At 51.5% G+C, this 19,266-nt stretch carries 18 protein-coding genes; 15 read left to right on the forward strand and 3 right to left on the reverse strand.

Translation table 11 applies throughout. The features are described 5' to 3' along the window. Nucleotides 1-78 precede the first annotated feature (78 nt). The 8 genes from rmuC to tatD all read left to right on the forward strand — a co-directional run bounded on the left by rmuC (nucleotide 79) and on the right by tatD (nucleotide 7,268). Nucleotides 79-1,629, forward strand: a complete 1,551-nt coding sequence (gene rmuC / locus ACQKDS_RS07215) for a DNA recombination protein RmuC (RefSeq protein ID WP_399667902.1) — start codon at nucleotides 79-81, stop codon at nucleotides 1,627-1,629. Between the two features lie 78 nt (nucleotides 1,630-1,707). Then, nucleotides 1,708-2,463, forward strand: coding sequence for a bifunctional demethylmenaquinone methyltransferase/2-methoxy-6-polyprenyl-1,4-benzoquinol methylase UbiE (gene ubiE, locus ACQKDS_RS07220; RefSeq protein ID WP_399667905.1), 756 nt, complete (start codon nucleotides 1,708-1,710; stop codon nucleotides 2,461-2,463). 13 nt (nucleotides 2,464-2,476) lie between these two features. Next, nucleotides 2,477-3,085, forward strand: coding sequence for a ubiquinone biosynthesis protein UbiJ (ubiJ, locus tag ACQKDS_RS07225; RefSeq protein WP_399667908.1), 609 nt, complete (start codon nucleotides 2,477-2,479; stop codon nucleotides 3,083-3,085). Next, nucleotides 3,082-4,713, forward strand: coding sequence for a ubiquinone biosynthesis regulatory protein kinase UbiB (gene ubiB, locus ACQKDS_RS07230; RefSeq protein WP_399667910.1), 1,632 nt, complete (start codon nucleotides 3,082-3,084; stop codon nucleotides 4,711-4,713). Before ubiJ ends, ubiB begins: the two co-directional genes overlap by 4 nt. Before the next feature lie 135 nt (nucleotides 4,714-4,848). Continuing rightward, a complete protein-coding gene (gene tatA, locus ACQKDS_RS07235) occupies nucleotides 4,849-5,109 on the forward strand; it encodes a Sec-independent protein translocase subunit TatA (protein WP_399667912.1) in 261 nt (86 codons plus the stop codon). A gap of 3 nt (nucleotides 5,110-5,112) precedes the next feature. Next, nucleotides 5,113-5,658 carry a Sec-independent protein translocase protein TatB gene (tatB, locus tag ACQKDS_RS07240; protein ID WP_399667915.1) on the forward strand — a complete coding sequence of 182 codons (546 nt, stop codon included), beginning with the start codon at nucleotides 5,113-5,115 and terminating at the stop codon, nucleotides 5,656-5,658. A gap of 3 nt (nucleotides 5,659-5,661) precedes the next feature. After that, a complete protein-coding gene (tatC, locus tag ACQKDS_RS07245) occupies nucleotides 5,662-6,432 on the forward strand; it encodes a Sec-independent protein translocase subunit TatC (RefSeq protein WP_399667918.1) in 771 nt (256 codons plus the stop codon). 53 nt (nucleotides 6,433-6,485) lie between these two features. After that, nucleotides 6,486-7,268 carry a 3'-5' ssDNA/RNA exonuclease TatD gene (gene tatD, locus ACQKDS_RS07250; RefSeq protein WP_399667920.1) on the forward strand — a complete coding sequence of 261 codons (783 nt, stop codon included), beginning with the start codon at nucleotides 6,486-6,488 and terminating at the stop codon, nucleotides 7,266-7,268. A 51-nt stretch (nucleotides 7,269-7,319) separates the two neighbouring features. Here tatD and rfaH read toward each other — a convergent pair whose 3' ends face one another. Beyond that, entirely contained in the window at nucleotides 7,320-7,808 is a 489-nt protein-coding gene (gene rfaH, locus ACQKDS_RS07255) for a transcription/translation regulatory transformer protein RfaH (protein ID WP_399667923.1), read from the reverse strand. A 241-nt stretch (nucleotides 7,809-8,049) separates the two neighbouring features. Between rfaH and pepE the strand changes: the two genes are divergently transcribed. The 3 genes from pepE to fre all read left to right on the forward strand — a co-directional run bounded on the left by pepE (nucleotide 8,050) and on the right by fre (nucleotide 11,112). Continuing rightward, the gene (gene pepE / locus ACQKDS_RS07260) at nucleotides 8,050-8,775 is read left to right on the forward strand and encodes a dipeptidase PepE (RefSeq protein ID WP_399667925.1); all 726 of its coding nucleotides are present in this window, start codon (nucleotides 8,050-8,052) and stop codon (nucleotides 8,773-8,775) included. Between the two features lie 88 nt (nucleotides 8,776-8,863). Beyond that, nucleotides 8,864-10,360 (forward strand): 4-hydroxy-3-polyprenylbenzoate decarboxylase, encoded by a 1,497-nt coding sequence (gene ubiD, locus ACQKDS_RS07265; RefSeq protein ID WP_399667928.1) that lies wholly within the window; start codon nucleotides 8,864-8,866, stop codon nucleotides 10,358-10,360. Nucleotides 10,361-10,410: 50 nt separating this feature from the next. Then, nucleotides 10,411-11,112, forward strand: a complete 702-nt coding sequence (gene fre, locus ACQKDS_RS07270) for an NAD(P)H-flavin reductase (RefSeq protein WP_399667931.1) — start codon at nucleotides 10,411-10,413, stop codon at nucleotides 11,110-11,112. A gap of 168 nt (nucleotides 11,113-11,280) precedes the next feature. Here fre and fadA read toward each other — a convergent pair whose 3' ends face one another. Continuing rightward, nucleotides 11,281-12,444, reverse strand: coding sequence for an acetyl-CoA C-acyltransferase FadA (gene fadA / locus ACQKDS_RS07275; RefSeq protein WP_399667934.1), 1,164 nt, complete (start codon nucleotides 12,442-12,444; stop codon nucleotides 11,281-11,283). 10 nt (nucleotides 12,445-12,454) lie between these two features. Further along, nucleotides 12,455-14,644: a fatty acid oxidation complex subunit alpha FadB gene (fadB, locus tag ACQKDS_RS07280; RefSeq protein ID WP_399667937.1), complete on the reverse strand. Its 2,190-nt coding sequence runs from the start codon at nucleotides 14,642-14,644 to the stop codon at nucleotides 12,455-12,457. 300 nt (nucleotides 14,645-14,944) lie between these two features. On the opposite strand from fadB, the gene pepQ reads away from it, so the two are divergent. From pepQ to hemG, 4 genes are read left to right on the forward strand one after another with little or no spacing between them, the layout of a single operon-like run. Beyond that, nucleotides 14,945-16,276: a Xaa-Pro dipeptidase gene (pepQ, locus tag ACQKDS_RS07285; protein WP_399667939.1), complete on the forward strand. Its 1,332-nt coding sequence runs from the start codon at nucleotides 14,945-14,947 to the stop codon at nucleotides 16,274-16,276. Next, nucleotides 16,276-16,890, forward strand: a complete 615-nt coding sequence (locus ACQKDS_RS07290) for an IMPACT family protein (protein WP_399667942.1) — start codon at nucleotides 16,276-16,278, stop codon at nucleotides 16,888-16,890. The genes pepQ and ACQKDS_RS07290 overlap by 1 nt, the downstream gene beginning before the upstream one ends. Before the next feature lie 34 nt (nucleotides 16,891-16,924). Beyond that, nucleotides 16,925-18,376 carry a Trk system potassium transporter TrkH gene (trkH, locus tag ACQKDS_RS07295; protein ID WP_399667945.1) on the forward strand — a complete coding sequence of 484 codons (1,452 nt, stop codon included), beginning with the start codon at nucleotides 16,925-16,927 and terminating at the stop codon, nucleotides 18,374-18,376. A 19-nt stretch (nucleotides 18,377-18,395) separates the two neighbouring features. Then, entirely contained in the window at nucleotides 18,396-18,929 is a 534-nt protein-coding gene (gene hemG / locus ACQKDS_RS07300; RefSeq protein ID WP_399667948.1) for a menaquinone-dependent protoporphyrinogen IX dehydrogenase, read from the forward strand. Nucleotides 18,930-19,266: the final 337 nt, after the last annotated feature.

The raw sequence follows: 19,266 nt of genomic DNA on the forward strand, positions 1-19,266 counted from the left end.
ATCCATACAGTCTCACCTTAACGTGACCTACAGCGAGCGTATTACACGCTGGGAAACGATTGAGTAACGGGAGGCAGGGTGGATACCAGTTTAGTTTACGGCCTAGGTGGCGTGGTTGCGGGGATGCTGCTGGGGTGGTTGATCGCTAACCTGCGCGTTCAACAGCGCCATGCCGAGCATGAGACTGAGCTGCGGTTACTCGAGCAGTCACTGCAACAGGCGCAGCAGGACGTTGCGGCTCGTCAGGACGTGTTGCAGCGGCAGGAACAACAACTGCGGCAAAACGATATTGAGCTGCGCAATCTCCATGCCCAGTTGGCGGCAGCACAAGAAAAACTCCAGCAACTTGATCACTGGCGCCACGAATGTGGTTTGTTGAATCAGGAATTGCGCGCTCAGCGTGAAGTGAACGGTGTGCAAGAAGCAGAGCTGCGGGAAGTCACTATCCGTTTGGAAGAAACGCGGATGGCGGCGGAAGAAAAGCAGCGTCTGTTAATCAACAGCGAACAACGATTAACCACTCAGTTTGAAAATTTGGCGAACCGGATTTTTGAACACAGCGGTAGGAAGGTCGAAGAGCAAAATAAACAGAGCCTCGACCGGTTGTTATTACCGCTGCGTGAACAACTCGATGGCTTTCGTCGACAGGTGCAAGATAGTTTTGGTCAAGAGGCACGAGAACGCCATACATTGACGCACGAAATCCGTAATCTACAACAATTGAATGCCCAAATGGCGCGCGAGGCGATTAACCTTACCAAAGCGTTAAAAGGCGATAATAAAACCCAAGGAAACTGGGGTGAAGTGGTACTGAGCCGGGTGCTTGAAGCATCTGGCCTGCGGGAAGGCTACGAGTATGAAACGCAGGTCAGTGTGCGCTTGGAAAACCAGAGCCGCATGCAGCCGGATGTGATTGTACGGTTGCCGCAGGGCAAAGACGTGGTGATCGATGCCAAAATGTCGCTGGTGGCCTACGAGCGCTACTTCAATAGTGAGGATGATGTTGAACGTGAGGCTGCGCTGAATGAGCATATCGCCTCACTGCGTGGCCACATTCGCTTGTTAGGCCGTAAAGATTATCAACAGTTGCCGGGGTTACGTTCGCTCGATTACGTGCTGATGTTTATTCCGGTTGAACCGGCCTTCTTACTGGCTATCGATCGTGAACCTGAATTGATCGGCGAAGCGCTAAAGCACAATATCATGCTGGTCAGCCCGACCACGCTACTGGTGGCGCTGCGTACCATCACCAATTTATGGCGTTATGAACACCAAAGTCAGAATGCTCAACGTATTGCCGAGCGAGCGGCGCGGCTGTATGACAAAATGCGATTGTTTGTGGATGATATGTCGGCATTAGGACAAAGCTTGGATAAAGCGCAGGGCAGTTATCGACAGGCAATGAATAAACTGAGCGAAGGGCGTGGTAATCTGATTGGCCAAACCGAAGGTTTTCGGGCGTTGGGGGTCGAGGTGAAACGGCCGATTAACCCGCTACTGGCTCAGCAGGCCAGTGCGCAAGATCAAGAGGATTCACCCGCGGCTGAGGATGAAGACGTTAACGAGCAATCCGAGGGAAATAATAACGGCGACCATGCTCAAGAACCACACCACGCTTCCCAGGGGTAACCGCGCTGTGATGTGGGGTATTTCGTGGGGTTCTGGTACACTCCACAACTCAAAATTGACTGAATAGCAGGCAGGACAATGGCAGATCAATCGCAGGAAACCACCGATTTCGGTTTTCGCACCGTAGCACGTGAAGAAAAACAGGCTATGGTGGCTGACGTTTTTCATTCGGTAGCGGCGAAGTATGACGTGATGAACGACTTGATGTCGTTCGGTATTCATCGTGTCTGGAAGCGTTTTACCATTGACTGTAGCGGTGTGCGCCGTGGTCAGCGGGTACTGGATCTGGCGGGTGGTACCGGCGATCTGGCGGCCAAGTTCTCCCGAATGGTGGGTGAGCAAGGACAGGTGGTGCTGGCAGACATCAATGAGTCGATGTTGAAAATGGGTCGTGAAAAGCTGCGCGACCGCGGCATTGTCGGCAACATCAACTACGTGCAAGCCAACGCCGAAGCGCTGCCATTCCCAGATAACTACTTCGACTGCATTACCATTTCGTTCGGGTTGCGCAACGTGACCGACAAAGATAAGGCGCTGCGTTCGATGTTCCGCGTGTTGAAGCCGGGCGGTCGTTTATTGGTGCTGGAGTTCTCCAAACCGTTGTTAGCACCACTGAGCAAAGCTTATGACGCTTATTCTTTCCACGTCTTGCCAAAAATCGGTGAGTTAGTGGTGAAAGATCCAGACAGCTATCGTTATCTGGCCGAGTCGATTCGTATGCATCCCGATCAGGAAACGTTGAAAGGCATGATGCAAGACGCAGGTTTTGACAATGTCAGCTATTTCAATCTGACCGGCGGTATTGTTGCTTTGCACCGTGGTTTCAAGTTCTGATATGGACATGCCAATGCTGTTTACCCCGTTGCTAACCGGTGTGCTGGAAACCTCACTTAATAGCTTGTTGTTTCGCGATCGCAGTATGAAGGCGGCGCGCCAGCGTTTAGCAGGCAAAGTGTTACGCATCGAACTGCAAGAGTTTGCCTCTCCGCTGGTGCTGATTTTCAGTGAGCAACGGGTGGATGTGCTTGGACAATCGGAAGATAGCGCTGACTGTACGGTTCAGACGCGTATTCCCGTGCTGTTAAAATTACGCGATCGCCAGCAATTATCACCATTGATGCGCAACGGCGAGTTGATTGTCGATGGCGATATTCAGGTGGTTCAGCAATTGGTGGGGTTACTCGACCTTGCTGAATGGGATCCTGCCGAATGGTTGGCGCCGTATGTCGGTGATATTGCTGCGCAGGGCATTACCCAGGTGCTGGCTAAAGGTGGCGGCCTGTTGAAAGCGGGGCTACAACGTCAGCAGCAGTATGTGGCAGAAACCCTGACCGAAGAGTGGCGCGTGGCACCAGGGCCACTGGAAGTCGTGTGGTTCAATGAAGAAGTGGATGCCGTGGCTCGTAGCGTCGACTCCCTGTTAGCCCGTCTGGAAAAGTTGGAGGGTAATCGATGACCCCTAGCGAACTACGCCGCCTGTATTTGATCGTTCGCGTTTTTCTCAGCTACGGCTTGGATGAACTGATCCCTAAAATGCGGCTGACGCTACCGTTACGTTTTGGTCGTCGTTTGCTGTTTTGGATACCGAACCGCCATAAAGATAAACTGCTGGGCGAGCGTCTGCGGCTGGCGTTGCAAGAACTGGGGCCGGTGTGGATCAAATTTGGTCAGATGATGTCGACGCGCCGCGATCTGTTCCCGCCGAATATCGCCGATCAGCTGACGCTACTGCAAGACCGTGTCGCGCCGTTTGATGGCGCGTTGGCGCGTAAGCATATAGAACTGGCGATGGGCGGCCCGCTGGAGCAATGGTTTGATGATTTTGATCAGCAGGCATTGGCCTCTGCCTCTATTGCTCAGGTGCATACCGCGCGTCTGAAAAGCAATGGTCAGGAAGTGGTGTTAAAAGTTATCCGCCCGGATATTGGGCCGATTATCAAAGCCGACGTGCGTCTGATATACCGTTTAGCGGGCTGGGTTCCGAAATTACTGCCAGACGGGCGGCGTTTGCGTCCGCGCGAAGTGGTGCGAGAGTATGAGAAAACGCTGCTGGATGAACTGAACCTGTTGCGTGAAGCGGCGAATGCCATTCAGTTGCGCCGCAACTTTGAAGGCAGCCCAATGCTGTACGTGCCGGAAGTCTATTCTGACTACTGTCGCGAAAGCGTGCTGGTGATGGAACGCATCTACGGTATTCCGGTTTCCGATATACCGACGCTGGAAAAGCAGGGAACCAACATGAAATTGTTGGCGGAGCGTGGCGTACAGGTGTTCTTTACCCAGGTATTTCGTGACAGCTTCTTCCATGCCGATATGCATCCCGGCAATATTTTTGTCAGCTACGATCACCCGGAAGATCCCTGCTATATCGGCATCGATTGCGGCATTGTCGGGTCTTTGAACAAAGACGATAAGCGCTATCTGGCGGAAAACTTTATCGCTTTTTTCAACCGCGACTACCGAAAAGTTGCCGAGCTGCATGTCGATTCAGGTTGGGTACCGCGTGATACCAACGTAGAAGATTTCGAGTTTGCTATTCGCACCGTATGTGAGCCTATTTTTGAGAAGCCACTGGCAGAAATATCCTTTGGCAACGTGCTGCTGAACCTGTTTAACACGGCGCGCCGATTCAATATGGAAGTTCAGCCGCAACTGGTGTTATTACAAAAGACCTTGTTGTATGTTGAAGGCTTGGGCAGGCAGCTCTATCCGCAATTGGATTTGTGGACGACGGCGAAACCGTTCCTTGAAAGCTGGCTGCACGATCAGGTCGGCATACCCGCAGTGATTCGCGCGCTGAAAGAAAAAGCGCCGTTTTGGGCGGAGAAACTGCCTGAATTACCTGAACTATTTTATGATAGTTTGCAGCAACACAAATTACTGCAACAAAGTGTTGATAAGCTGACCCATCAAATGCAAGCACAGCGTGTCCGTCAGGGCCAATCACGGTATTTATTCGGCGTTGGCGCTACACTGTTAGTAAGTGGTGCGGTGTTGCTGCTGGGCGGAATCGACGTCCTGCCTGCCAGGCTGATGGCTGGCGGTGTCGTCGCTTGGATCGTCGGCTGGAAGCACGCGAGCTGAATGAAATCCTTCTGACTTTGCGTTGTCAGCGTGGCTGTGCAATGAGAAAGACTGATAGGGACTCGTAACCGGGTTAAATATTGCCGTATAATGCGGCAGATTTGAAATAACCCCTGTAATGTAGAGGTAATTGGAATGGGCGGTATTAGTATTTGGCAATTGTTGATCATCGCAGTGATCGTGGTGCTGTTGTTTGGTACCAATAAACTCCGTACCTTGGGGTCCGATCTCGGTGCATCAATCAAAGGCTTCAAAAAAGCGATTGGCGATGAAAACACACCGCCAGCAAACACCACAGAAAAAAACAGCCATGATGCTGACTTTGCGGCAAAGCCTATCACCGATAAGCAGCCGGAAACGAAAACTGAAGAGTCGAAGAACAAAGAGCAGGTATAAACCGTGTTTGACATTGGGTTTAGTGAACTGCTGCTGGTACTGGTCATTGGTCTGGTCGTGTTAGGGCCAGAACGCTTACCGGTCGCGGTAAGAACCGTTACGGGCTGGATTCGTGCTCTGCGCTCTCTGGCCGCGTCAGTACAAAACGAGCTTTCTCAAGAGTTGAAACTGCAGGAATTGCAGGAAAGCTTGAAAAAAGCGGAACAAGCCGGGTTGCAAAATTTGACACCTGAGCTGAAAGCCTCCATGGACGAATTGAAAGATGCGGCAGAGTCACTTAAGCGTTCGTATACCAGCGATGACGATGACTCAGCCCGTACGATCCATAACCCGACCGTCACCGATCCCGAAGCGGAACATGATGGTGTCACGCCAGCAGCGGCCTTGACGCACGCCAGTGCGCCAGAAGCCACGCCGAAGGTTGCAGAATCATTGGCGGCTGAGCCAACGCCAACGGTTTCTGAGCGAACGTTATCGGAGATTAAGGCGAACCGCGAATCTGTTGTGGATAACATCCCAGCGTCTCACCAACCTAATGGCGATCGTTAAAACATGGCTGTTGAAGATACCCAACCGCTTATCAGTCATCTGATAGAACTGCGTAAGCGTCTGCTGAACTCGATTATCAGCGTCCTTGTGATTTTTATTGCATTGGTTTTTTTTGCCAATGATATTTACCAACTGGTTTCTGCTCCGTTAATCAAACAACTGCCGGCTGGGGCCAGCATGATCGCTACTGACGTGGCGTCACCGTTCTTTACCCCTATCAAGCTGACAATGATTGTTTCGGTGTTTGTTTCCGCGCCGGTGATTCTGTATCAGGTGTGGGCGTTTATTGCCCCAGCATTGTATAAACACGAACGACGTTTGATGATGCCGTTGCTTTTTTCCAGCAGCCTACTGTTTTATTTAGGTATGGCGTTTGCTTATTTCATCGTCTTCCCGTTGGCGTTTGGCTTCTTTGCTAAAACTGCGCCGGTTGGGGTATTAATCGCTACCGATATCAACAACTACCTTGATTTTGTCATGGCGTTGTTTATGGCGTTTGGCGTGGCGTTTGAAGTCCCGGTTGCTATCATCCTGCTGTGTTGGAGCGGAGTGACCTCACCGGAAGACCTAAAGAAAAAGCGGCCTTACGTGCTGGTTGGGGCATTTGTTGTCGGTATGATGCTGACGCCGCCGGATGTGTTCTCGCAAACGCTGTTGGCGATCCCAATGTATCTGCTGTTCGAGGTCGGGGTGTTTTGTGCCCGATTCTATGTAGGCAAACGCCGACCACAGCCGGAAGAAGAGGACGAGGGTGACGAACACCCGGTACCTTAACATTATTGCTTTTTGAGCCGCCCTGATTGGGCGGTTTTTGCTTTGGAAAAACCATGTTCGATATCGGTGTTAACTTAACTAGTTCCCAATTCGCTAAAGATTGTCCGTTGGTCGTGGAGCGTGCTCGAGAGGCAGGCGTGACCGGTATGCTGATTACCGGCACTGACGTGCAAGAAAGTCAGGTTGCCAGTGAGTTGGCGCAAAACTATCGCCAGTTTTGTTGGTCCACCGCGGGTGTGCACCCACATCACGCCAATGAGTGGAATGATCGGGCTGCCGCGCAGATCCGTTCTCTTGCTGCCAGGCCTGAAGTTGTCGCAATTGGCGAGTGCGGCTTGGATTTCAACCGCAACTTTTCTACCCCGGCGGAGCAAGAAACGGCGTTTACCGCGCAACTGGCATTGGCAGCAGAATTGCAAATGCCGGTGTTTTTGCACTGTCGTGATGCACATGAACGCTTTGTAACCCTGCTGGCGCCCTGGTTGGGTAAGCTGCCAGCCGCCGTTGTGCACTGTTTTACCGGTAGTGCGGAAGAGTTAGCGGCGTGTTTATCACTTGGTCTATCTGTGGGGATTACCGGGTGGGTGTGCGACGAGCGGCGCGGTTTAGAACTGCGTGCGCTGTTACCTCAGATCCCTGCTGCGCGCCTGCTGCTGGAAACCGACGCGCCTTATCTATTACCTCGAGATTTACACCCCAAGCCTTCATCGCGTCGTAACGAACCCTGTTTTTTACCGCACATTGTCCGGCAGGTTGCAGGCTGGCGACAAGAAGATCCACAATGGCTGGCACAGACCATCGATCACAATGCCCGCCAGTTGTTCCGGCTATTCTGAGTTCGTCCATGCCATTTCCAGCGCTGACGAACTCGCAACTCATTAATCTGTTTATAACTTTTCGAACTGACGATTATCCAGGCTTTGGGTCACCTGCTTGTTGATCAGGTTCAACAGCAGCATCGAACGCGCTTCGCCGTCTGGCTCAGTATAAATCGCTTGAAGGCCTTCAAACACACCGTCGGTAATTAAAACGGTATCACCAGGCTGCGGTGTTTCCGGGTCGATATAGGTTTCGCTGATATGCGTGCGCAGCTCTTCAATCACGTTGACAGGAATGATCGTAGGCAGCGAACCAAAACGCACAAAGTGGCTGACGCCACGCGTGGCGCTGATAGTGGTCGTGTGAACGCGCTCTGGATCAAACTCAACAAACAGATAATTGGGGAACAGGGGTTCACTTATCGCGACTCGCTTGCCGCGCACGATTTTCTCCAGCGTGATGATAGGGCTGAAGTAATTCACCGCCTGCCGTTCTAAATGTTCTTGTGCTCGTAAGAGCTGACCGCGTTTGCAATACAGTAAGTACCAAGATTCCATAATTTCACATACCTTTCTGCCAGCCGGTAAGCATAACAAAAGCTAATACGGATACCTAGTGAAGCGCATTATCGGTAAGCTTACCGAACGGTGTGAATCCATGGCATTTGGCGCGTTGTCACATACTTATCCGATCCGCTCGGGTATAAAAGAGGGCGAAAAATTTGTTACCGTGACAGCATGATGCGCTAACACAGCGACCACGGGGTGTTATTCCTAAGTTTAAGATTGAGGGAGAGAGATGGAGCTATTTCTACTGAGTAACGGCAAACTTTCAGGCGAATCTGAACTGTTGGGGTATGCAAAAAGCCAACTACAGGCGATGATTCAACGTTGCAACATCGCGTCTGCGGTATTAATCCCCTATGCGTTGATTCGCGGTGATTATGATCAGCGGGCTCAGGAACTGGCTCAAACATTGGGTATTCAGGTGAGCAGTATTCATCATGCTCAATCACCGGCTGCCGCCATCGAACAGGCTGAGTGTATTTTGATTAGTGGCGGCAACACGTGGATGTTGAATCAACAACTGCATGAGCAAGGTTTAATTGTGCCGATTCAACGTGCCGTTCGCGAGCGTAATGTCCCCTATATCGGCTGGAGTGCCGGCTGTAATGTGGCAACACCCAGTATTCGTACCACTAATGATATGCCGGTACGTAACAGCGCCGTATTGCCCGCATTAGGGTTGTTCCCATTACAAATCAATCCACATTATATTGATGCGCATATCAGCGGTCATATGGGGGAAACCCGTGATGAACGTTTGGCTGAGTTCTGTGCGGTTAATCCAAGTGAATCGGTGGTTGCCTTGCGTGAAGGGAGCCTTTTGCATATCAGTGGTAACGTGTTGAGTTACTTCAGCGCACGTGATCAAGGTTTTAAAGTTTTCCGTCATGGTCAAGATACGCAGGAATACCATGATACGTTGGCATTGAGTACGCTGGTTCCGTTCGATTGTCACTGACAGTGTGTCCGCCGTTGACCTCTGTTTAACAAAATTGCAGCAACAACTGTGAAGAGCGCTTATAATGCCCTCCTCACTGGCCGTTATAATGATCAGCATGAAATACCGTGACTTACGCGACTTCCTCTCGTTGCTGGAAAAGAGAGGGGAACTAAAACGCATCAGCCAGCCGATTGATCCCTATCTGGAAATGACAGAAATTGCCGATCGTACCTTGCGTGCGGGCGGCCCGGCGTTATTGTTCGAAAATCCGAAAGGTTACGACATGCCGGTGCTGTGTAATCTGTTTGGCACCGCCAATCGCGTGGCAATGGGTATGGGACAGGAGGATGTCAGCGCATTGCGTGATGTCGGTAAGCTATTGGCCTTCCTGAAAGAGCCTGAGCCGCCGAAAGGCTTCCGCGATCTGTTTGATAAGATGCCCAAGTTCAAACAAGTATTGAACATGCCGACTAAAGTGTTGGGTTCTGCGCCTTGCCAAGAGCAAGTATGGCAAGGCGATGATGTCGATCTGGGGCGTATCCCGGTGATGCACTGCTGGCCGGAAGATGCGGCACCGCTGATCACGTGGGGGCTCACTGTCACTCGAGGGCCGCACAAAGAGCGTCAGAATCTGGGGATTTATCGCCAACAGGTGCTGGGCAAGAACAAAGTTATCATGCGCTGGTTGTCACATCGCGGCGGCGCATTAGATTATCTGGAATGGTGTCAGGCGCATCCTGGCGAGCGTTTCCCCGTTGCGGTCGCGTTAGGCGCCGATCCGGCAACGATTCTGGGAGCCGTAACGCCAGTACCGGATAATCTGTCTGAATATGCGTTTGCCGGGCTATTGCGTGGCAATAAAACCGAAGTGGTTAAATGCATTTCCAACGATCTTGAAGTGCCCGCCAGTGCGGAAATTGTACTGGAAGGCTATATTGAACCCGGTGAGATGGCGACAGAAGGTCCCTACGGTGATCATACCGGTTACTATAATGAAATCGATCACTTCCCGGTACTCACGGTTACCCATATTACCCAACGTCGTGATGCCATCTACCATTCAACCTATACCGGGCGTCCACCGGATGAACCGGCGGTGATGGGCGTCGCGTTGAATGAAGTGTTCGTGCCGATTTTGCAAAAACAGTTCCCGGAGATTGTCGATTTCTATTTGCCGCCGGAGGGGTGTTCGTATCGGCTGGCGGTCGTTACGATAAAGAAACAGTATCCAGGCCATGCCAAGCGCGTCATGATGGGGGTTTGGTCGTTCCTGCGCCAGTTTATGTACACCAAGTTTGTGATCATCTGTGATGACGACGTGAACGCGCGGGACTGGAATGATGTGATTTGGGCGATTACTACACGAATGGATCCGGCAAGGGATACCGTAATGGTGGAGAATACGCCGATTGACTATCTGGACTTCGCCTCGCCAGTTTCAGGGCTGGGTTCGAAGATGGGGCTGGACGCCACCAACAAATGGCCGGGTGAAACCCAGCGCGAGTGGGGCCGTCCGATTCAGATGGATGAAAAGGTGCGCGCACGCGTTGACGAAATCTGGGATGAGCTCGCAATCTTTAGTGACAGAGAACCGACGTTGTAGCGTCGGGCTCTGTTCTCAGTTTTGCATTGATGACCCGACAGAGGGAACGCATGACAATATTGAGCTGTAAAGTGACCTCCGTAGAGGCCATTACCGATACCGTTTATCGGGTACGTTTGGTGCCGGAAGCGCCGTTTTCATTTAAGGCAGGACAATACCTGATGGTCGTGATGGACGAGCGTGATAAGCGCCCATTTTCACTGGCCTCAACCCCAATGCAGCAAGATTACATCGAGCTGCACATTGGTGCTTCGGAGCTGAACCTGTATGCGATGGCGGTGATGGATCGCATTTTGAAAGAGCAGGCGATCACCGTGGATATTCCGCACGGTGATGCTTGGCTCCGGGAAGAGGGGAGCCGGCCACTGGTGTTGATCGCCGGGGGGACCGGTTTTTCCTACGCTCGTTCTATTTTGTTAACCGCGTTGGAACAGCAACCGGATCGCGATATCTCGATTTATTGGGGCGGTCGCGAATTGCAGCATTTGTACGATCTCGGGGAACTGGAGTCTCTCTCGCTGCAACATCCTAATCTGAAAGTGATCCCGGTGGTTGAACAACCCGAAGAGTCATGGCGGGGCCGCAGTGGTACGGTACTGAGTGCGGTATTACAGGATTTTGGCTCATTGGCAGAGCATGATATTTACATTGCTGGTCGTTTTGAAATGGCTAAAATTGCGCGTGAACGCTTTTGTGCCGAACGCGGTGCACAGGAAACGCACATGTTTGGTGATGCCTTCTCATTCATTTAATTGAATGCGTGGAAAGACAAACGGGAGTGGCTAAGTGCCGCTCTTTTTTGTTGATAGTAAGCCTTTGGGCATAAAAAACCCGCCCCTGACAGGCGGGAAGTACGGCAACAAAACTTTCACGGCGGTCCCGGCGTGCTGCGTACCGAGCGTAGCCGAAGATAGATACAGTTAGACGCGTTCGAACACGGTGGCAATCCCCTGACCCAGACCGATACACATGGTCGCTAGGCCAAACTGCGCGTCACGGCGTTCCATCAGGTTCAGTAATGTGGTGGAGATACGTGAGCCTGAACAGCCGAGCGGATGGCCAAGAGCAATAGCGCCGCCATTCAGATTCACTTTATCGTCGAGACTTTCCAACAGCCCCAGGTCTTTAATACAAGGCAGTGACTGGGCAGCAAACGCCTCATTCAGCTCGAACAGATCGATATCCTGCACGCTCAGACCGGCGCGCTTTAATGCTAGTTTACTGGCGGGAACCGGGCCGTACCCCATAATGGATGGATCGCAGCCGACCACCGCCATCGAACGAATGCGTGCGCGCGCTTTCAACCCCAGTGCTTTGGCACGTGACTCGCTCATCAATAGCATAGCGGACGCACCGTCGGACAAGGCGGAAGAGCTGCCCGCAGTTACCGTTCCATTAACGGGATCGAATGCCGGGCGCAGTGCTGCCAAACTTTCGACGGTGGTTTCTGGGCGGATCACTTCATCATAATCGTAGCGCGTCAATACGCCGTCGGCGTCGTGGCCGGTGGTGGCAATAATTTCTTGCTTAAAATGACCTGCTTGCGTAGCCGCATAGGCGCGTTGGTGTGAACGTGCGGCAAATTCGTCTTGCATCTGGCGGCTGATGTTGTGCATTTTTGCCAACATTTCGGCCGTCAACCCCATCATACCGGCGGCTTTTGCCACCGAGCGGCTCAGGCCAGGATGAAAATCCACACCGTGGTTCATGGGCACATGCCCCATATGTTCGACACCGCCGATCAGGCTAACGTGGGCATCGCCGACCATAATGGCGCGAGCGCCGTCGTGCAGCGCCTGCATTGACGAACCACACAGACGGTTGACGGTGACAGCCGGTACGCCTTGCGGAACCTCAGCCAATAACGCAGCGTTGCGAGCGATGTTAAAACCCTGCTCCAGCGTTTGTTGTACGCAGCCCCAATAAATATCATCGATAGTGGCGGCTTCCAGCGCTGGGTTGCGGCTTAGCACGGCACGCATCAGATGAGCAGAAAGATCTTCAGCACGGACTTGGCGAAACGCACCGCCTTTGGAGCGGCCCATTGGCGTGCGAACGGCATCAACAATAACTACATTTTCCATCTTTATGACCTCATGCCGGTTGGCCAGTGGAGACGTCCGCGTGCGGCGCTGTCACCGGATAATAGCTTTCATTACGTTCGGCCTTGGCGCGTAAGCCGGCCGGGACCTGATACAGTGCGCCCAGATGTTGGTAGCGCTGCGCCATTTCGACGTAATTTGCGCTGCCCATGGTGTCCAGATAACGGAATACGCCGCCGTGGAATGGTGGGAAACCAATACCGTATACCAGTGCCATATCCGCCTCTGCCGGGCTGGCAACGATACCTTCTTCAAGACAGCGCACCACTTCGTTGATCATCGGAATCATCATACGGGCGATGATTTCTTCACTGCTGAAGTTCTGAGATGGCTGACTGACTTCTGCCAACAGGGTATCGGTTTGCTCGTCGTGATCTTTGCGGGGTTTACCCTTGCTATCTTGGCTATAGCGATAGAAGCCTAACTGATTCTTCTGGCCGAAGCGCTGATTATCGAACATCACATCGACGGCATCGCGGTAATCTTTGCCCATGCGTTCCGGGAAGCCTGCGGCCATCACGGCTTGAGCATGATGAGCTGTATCAATACCCACCACATCAAGCAGATAGGCCGGGCCCATCGGCCAGCCAAATTGTTTCTCCATCACTTTATCGATGGCGCGGAAATCAGCACCATCGCGCAGCAATAGGCTGAATCCGGCAAAATACGGGAACAACACGCGGTTAACGAAGAACCCAGGGCAATCGTTGACCACGATCGGTGTTTTCCCCATGCGTGACGCGTAGGCCACGACCGCAGCAATCGTACTGTCGCTGGTTTGTTCGCCACGGATAATTTCTACCAATGGCATGCGATGTACCGGGTTGAAGAAGTGCATGCCGCAGAAGTTTTGCGGGCGCTTCAGTGATTTGGCTAATTCACCGATCGGAATGGTCGACGTGTTAGAGGCCAAAACGGTATTTTCCCCCACCAACCCTTCAACTTCGGACAATACGGCGGCTTTCACTTTCGGGTTTTCCACCACCGCTTCGACGATCAGTTGTGCACGTTCGATGCCCGCGTAGTCCAGCGTTGGCTGAATGGTTGCCAATACGCCCGCCATTTTCATGCCGTCTAATTTGCCACGCTCAAGTTGCTTATTCAGTAGCTTGGCGGCTTCGGTCATGCCGAGCGTTAAGGATTTATCGTTAATGTCCTTCATGATCACCGGCACGCCTTTCAGCGCAGATTGGTAGGCGATGCCACCGCCCATGATACCCGCGCCCAGAACCGCGGCTTGCTTCGGTGCATCAAGATTATTGGCTAGTTTTTTGGCCTGACTCTTAACGAATTGATCGTTCAGGAAGATGCCGACCAGAGCACGGGCTTCGTTAGATCTGGCTAGTGGTACAAAGCTGGCCGTCTCTAATTGCAGCGCCTCATCGCGGCCCATTTTAGCGGCTGCCTCAATGGTTTTTATCGCAGTCATCGGTGCCGGATAATGTTTGCCAGCCGTTTTTAGCACCATGCCTTTGGCCGTGGTAAAACTCATTGCGGCTTCAATAGGGCTCAGCCTCAGCGGCTCGAGTTTTGGCTGACGATAGGCGCGCCAGTCAAGTTGACCCGCGATCGCCTGCTGCAGCATTTTCAGCGCTGCATCGATCAATTTCTCTGGTGCGACTACGGCATCTACAAGACCAACTTTTAGCGCGTCTTTAGCACTGACGTCTTTACCCGCGGCAATAATTTCCAACGCGCTGTCATTACCCAGCAGACGTGGCAGACGAACGGAGCCGCCAAAACCAGGCATGATACCCAGTTTGGTTTCAGGTAAACCGATACGAGCATCTGGCGAGGCCACGCGGAAATCGGTTGCCAGCACACATTCGCACCCCCCGCCCAACGCATAACCATTAATTGCGGAAATGGTCGGTACCGGGAGGTCTTCTAAGCGGTTGAAAATGGAGTTAGCGAAGGCCAACCATTGTTGCAATTTTTCAGCTGGGGCAGCGAACAGCGACAGGAATTCGGTGATATCGGCACCAACAATAAAGGCTGTTTTACTGGAGCGTAATAGTAGCCCTTTCAGATCGGTTTGCTTTTCCAGTACCGTCAGCGCTTCACCCAGCGCAGCAACGGTTCGGGTGTCCAGCTTGTTGACTGAACCGGGGGCATCGAACACCAGCTCGGCAATACCGTTTTCGAGCCAGTGTAGTTGTAATGTTTCGCCTTGGTAGAGCATGTCTATCTCCTGAATCAGCGCAGATGATCTGGTACGACCAGATGAACAGGAGTGTGGTTTTTATGTTAACAATATGCAAATACAAGATTGCATTTTTGCAGCAACGATCACAGGTAATTAATGTAATTTTCTGATTATTAAATAAATTATATTTTTAGTCATTTAGCGCTAAAGACAGGGATTTCACCGAGGTTGCAGCAGTTTGCGAAGCGTCCCGCATGCCTGGCGGGAGAGGGTTGGAGTGCAGAATCAGTGTGTTAAGATGGCGCATTCCGATTTCAAGGGTATAAGGGTACTGTTATGGAAACACTGGCTTCTTTGTATAATGATCACCTGACAGAAATGCAACGCCGTGCGCGAGAGGTCTTGGCGCATCACCATTTGGACGCGTTGCTGATCCATTCCGGTGAACTGCAACGAGTCTTTCAGGACGATCATAACTACCCGTTCAAAGTTAACGCGCATTTTAAATCTTGGGTACCCGTAACCTCAGTACCGAACTGCTGGTTATGGGTAGATGGGGTTAACAAACCGAAATTGTGGTTCTACTCGCCAGTGGACTACTGGCACAGCGTTGAGGCGCTGCCGGAAAGTTTTTGGACCAAAACGATTGAACTGATGCCGTTGGCTAATGCCAATGAGATTGCCGAGCACCTACCGGCACCGCGTGAACGTGTGGCGTATATTGGCTATGCACACCAGCGTGCCAACGAGCTGGGTATCAGCGCTGACAATATTAATCCGCAGGCCGTGCTGAATTATCTTGATTTCCATCGCTCTGTCAAAACAGGTTACGAACACGCCTGCTTGCGTGAAGCACAAAAGACCGCAGTGATGGGCCACCGTGCAGCGCATGAGGCCTTTCTTTCAGGTATGAGCGAATTTGATATCAATTTGGCGTATTTGACTGCCACTGGCCACCGCGATACAGACGTGCCGTACGACAATATTGTGGCACTTAACGAACATGCTTCCGTATTGCATTACACTAAATTGGATCACCAAGCGCCTGACGAGTCGCGCAGTTTCCTGATTGATGCTGGTGCAGAATACAATGGTTATGCGGCTGATTTGACGCGGACTTACGCAGCACAAAGTGGCACTGATTTCGCCCAGTTGGTGAAAGATCTCAATGACGAACAGCTGGCGCTGATTGACACCATCAAACCCGGCGTGCGTTACACCGATTATCATGTACAGATGCATCAGCGTATTGCCAAGCTTTTAAGGAAACACAAGCTGGTTAATGACATCAGTGAGGAAGCAATGGTGGAGCAGGGGCTGACTTGCCCGTTCCTACCACATGGCTTGGGTCACTCTCTGGGTCTACAGGTGCATGATGCTGCTGGTTTTATGCAGGATGAGAAAGGAACTCATTTGGCCGCGCCGAGCCAGTATCCGTTCCTGCGTTGTACGCGGATGCTGCAACCTGGCATGGTGCTGACCATTGAACCCGGTTTGTACTTTATCGAATCACTGCTGGCACCTTGGCGTGAAGGGGCGTTTAGCAAGCACTTTGCCTGGGAGCGGATTGATATGCTGAAACCCTATGGCGGCATTCGTATTGAAGACAACATTATCATTCACGATAAACGCGTAGAAAATATGACGCGCGACCTTAATCTGGCCTAATGCACGCCTATCCGATCCCCGAAGCAACGATCAGCGTCAGTGAAGAGATAAAAAAAAGTCGCTTCATAACGTTGCTCGCTCCGACCTGTGGAATAGAAGCGGCGAAAGCTTTTATTCAGCAGGTTAGGGATGAACACCCCACAGCCCGGCATCATTGCTGGGCTTTTGTTGCTGGTGCACCGGACGACTCGCAACAGTTGGGGTTTTCCGATGATGGTGAACCTTCTGGTACGGCGGGTAAACCGATTCTGGCACAATTGATGGGCAGTGGCATCGGTGAAATCACTGCTGTTGTTGTGCGCTATTACGGCGGGATTAAGTTGGGCACCGGTGGGTTGGTAAAGGCTTACGGTAGTGGCGTGCAACAGGCATTAAAACAGATTGAGTTAGTCAGCAAAGTACCTCAGCTCGAATATACTTTGCATTGTGATTACGCGCAGCTGGCGTTGGTTGAGAACTTATTACAGCAAACGGAAGGGCAAATTTTGCATGGGGAATACGGTGCAGCGGTATCACTGCATCTGGCTTTACCGGCAACGGGCGTTGAGGCGTTCGGCAATAAGTTACGTGATCTTAGTCGCGGTAATTTGCAATTAAGCCCTATTTCGCAATAATTCCCCCAACTGAATTCCTAAGGACCGTGCTGAAATGCATTTTCGCGCCATAACCCGTATTGTAGGTTTATTAGTCATCTTATTCTCCGGGACGATGTTCATTCCTGGTTTGGTGGCGTTGATATACCGCGATGGGGCCGGTCGAGCTTTTACGCAGACCTTTTTTGTGGCGGTGACGATTGGCCTGATGCTGTGGTGGCCTAACCGTAAACAGAAAAATGAGCTGAAACCCAGAGAAGGTTTTTTAATTGTCGTACTGTTCTGGACGGTATTGGGCAGTGTGGGTGCTTTGCCTTTTCTGTTCTCCGAACGGCCGAATCTCTCGCTAACCGATGCCTTCTTTGAATCCTTCTCTGGTTTGACAACCACCGGCGCGACCACCTTGGTCGGTTTGGATTCATTGCCTAAAGCGATATTGTTCTATCGTCAAATGCTGCAATGGATGGGGGGGATGGGGATCATCGTCTTGGCCGTGGCGATTTTGCCTATTCTTGGCGTTGGTGGGATGCAGCTTTATCGAGCAGAAATGCCAGGGCCGCTGAAAGACAACAAAATGCGCCCGCGCATTGCCGAAACGGCCAAAACCCTCTGGTTGATCTACGTGCTGTTAACCATTGCGTGTGCTTTGGCGCTGTGGGGAGCGGGTATGACAGCATTTGATGCCATTGGTCATAGTTTCGCAACCATTGCCATTGGCGGCTTTTCTACGCATGACGCCAGCGTTGGGTTTTACGCCAGCCCCACGATTAATACCATTATTGCTGTATTCTTGCTGATATCAGGGTGTAATTTCGGCCTCCACTTTGCGTTATTGAGTGGGCGGAGCCTGAAGGTCTATTGGCGCGATCCTGAATTTCGCATGTTCATCTTTGTGCAACTTACGCTGGTTGTGGTATGCGCCGTGGTTCTCTGGTGGCACGGTATCTACCAGTCTGGCATGGAAACGATTAATCAGGCTTTCTTCCAGGTGGTTTCCATGGCGACAACGGCCGGATTTACCACCGATAGTTTCTCCAAATGGCCGCTGTTTTTGCCGATGTTGTTGCTTTGTTCAGCATTCATCGGCGGTTGTGCGGGGTCGACCGGGGGAGGGTTGAAGGTTATTCGTATTCTGTTGCTGTATTTGCAAGGGTCGCGTGAGTTAAAACGGTTGGTGCACCCTAATGCAGTTTATACGATTAAATTAGGCAATCGCGCACTACCTGAACGTATTCTGGAAGCGGTATGGGGATTCTTCTCCGCTTATGCTCTGGTGTTTATTATTAGCATGTTGGTTATTATTGCGACGGGGGTGGACGAATTCTCTGCTTTTGCTGCGGTAACGGCAACGTTGAACAACCTAGGGCCGGGGCTTGGTGTTGTCGCCGATAACTTCACCACAATGCCGCCGCCAGCGAAATGGGTACTGGTATTGACCATGCTATTTGGGCGACTGGAAGTCTTCACACTACTCGTACTTTTCACGCCGACGTTTTGGCGTGAATGATCTAATAAGGAGTAACGCCATGAAGGCATTGATTCTCTACTCGAGCCGTGACGGACAAACGCACGCTATTGCTTCTTATATAGCAAGTCAGTTACAGGACACACTTAGCTGCGATCTAATTGATTTGTTACAGGCGGAGAATATCGATCTCAGCCAGTATCAGCGCGTAATGATTGGCGCATCTATTCGTTATGGTCATTTCCATCCGGCATTGGATAAATTTGTTAAGCGCCATGCGGATCGTTTGAACCAAATGCCAAGCGCATTTTTCTCCGTTAACTTAACGGCGCGTAAACCTGAAAAGCGCTCTCCGCAAACTAACGGCTACACCCGGAAGTTCTTGCTGGCTTCACCTTGGCAACCCACACAATGCGCAGTGTTTGCTGGTGCGTTGCGTTATCCTCATTATCGTTGGTTCGATCGTGTCATGATTCAATTCATCATGCGAATGACTGGCGGCGAAACGGATAGCAGTAAAGAGGTGGAATATACCGATTGGCAGCAAGTCGATCGTTTCGCGCTGGAATTCAGCCATATCCAGTACGAAAAATGAAACAAATGCTGCCTTGTGCAGCGTTTTGTTGAAAAAAAACGCGGTTGAAAAGTTTTTTGAAATTAGGGGTTGCGGCTTACTGAGAACTCCCTATAATGCGCCTCCATCGACACGGCGCAAGTGATTCACTTCACAAAGCGGCCGGGAAGAAAGAGAAAAAATCCTGAAAAAATGGATTGACTCTGAAAGAGGAAAGCGTAATATACGCCACCTCGAGTTAACAAGCTTCGGCGCGTAACTCACTGCTCTTTAACAATTTATCAGACAATCTGTGTGGGCACTCACAAGACGATATCCAGCATCCTCGGATGCAAAAAAATATCAAGTCTTGAAGAGT

It is taken from the genome of Serratia sp. NPDC078593 (assembly GCF_050268245.1).
GTDB lineage: Bacteria > Pseudomonadota > Gammaproteobacteria > Enterobacterales > Enterobacteriaceae > JBNNGK01.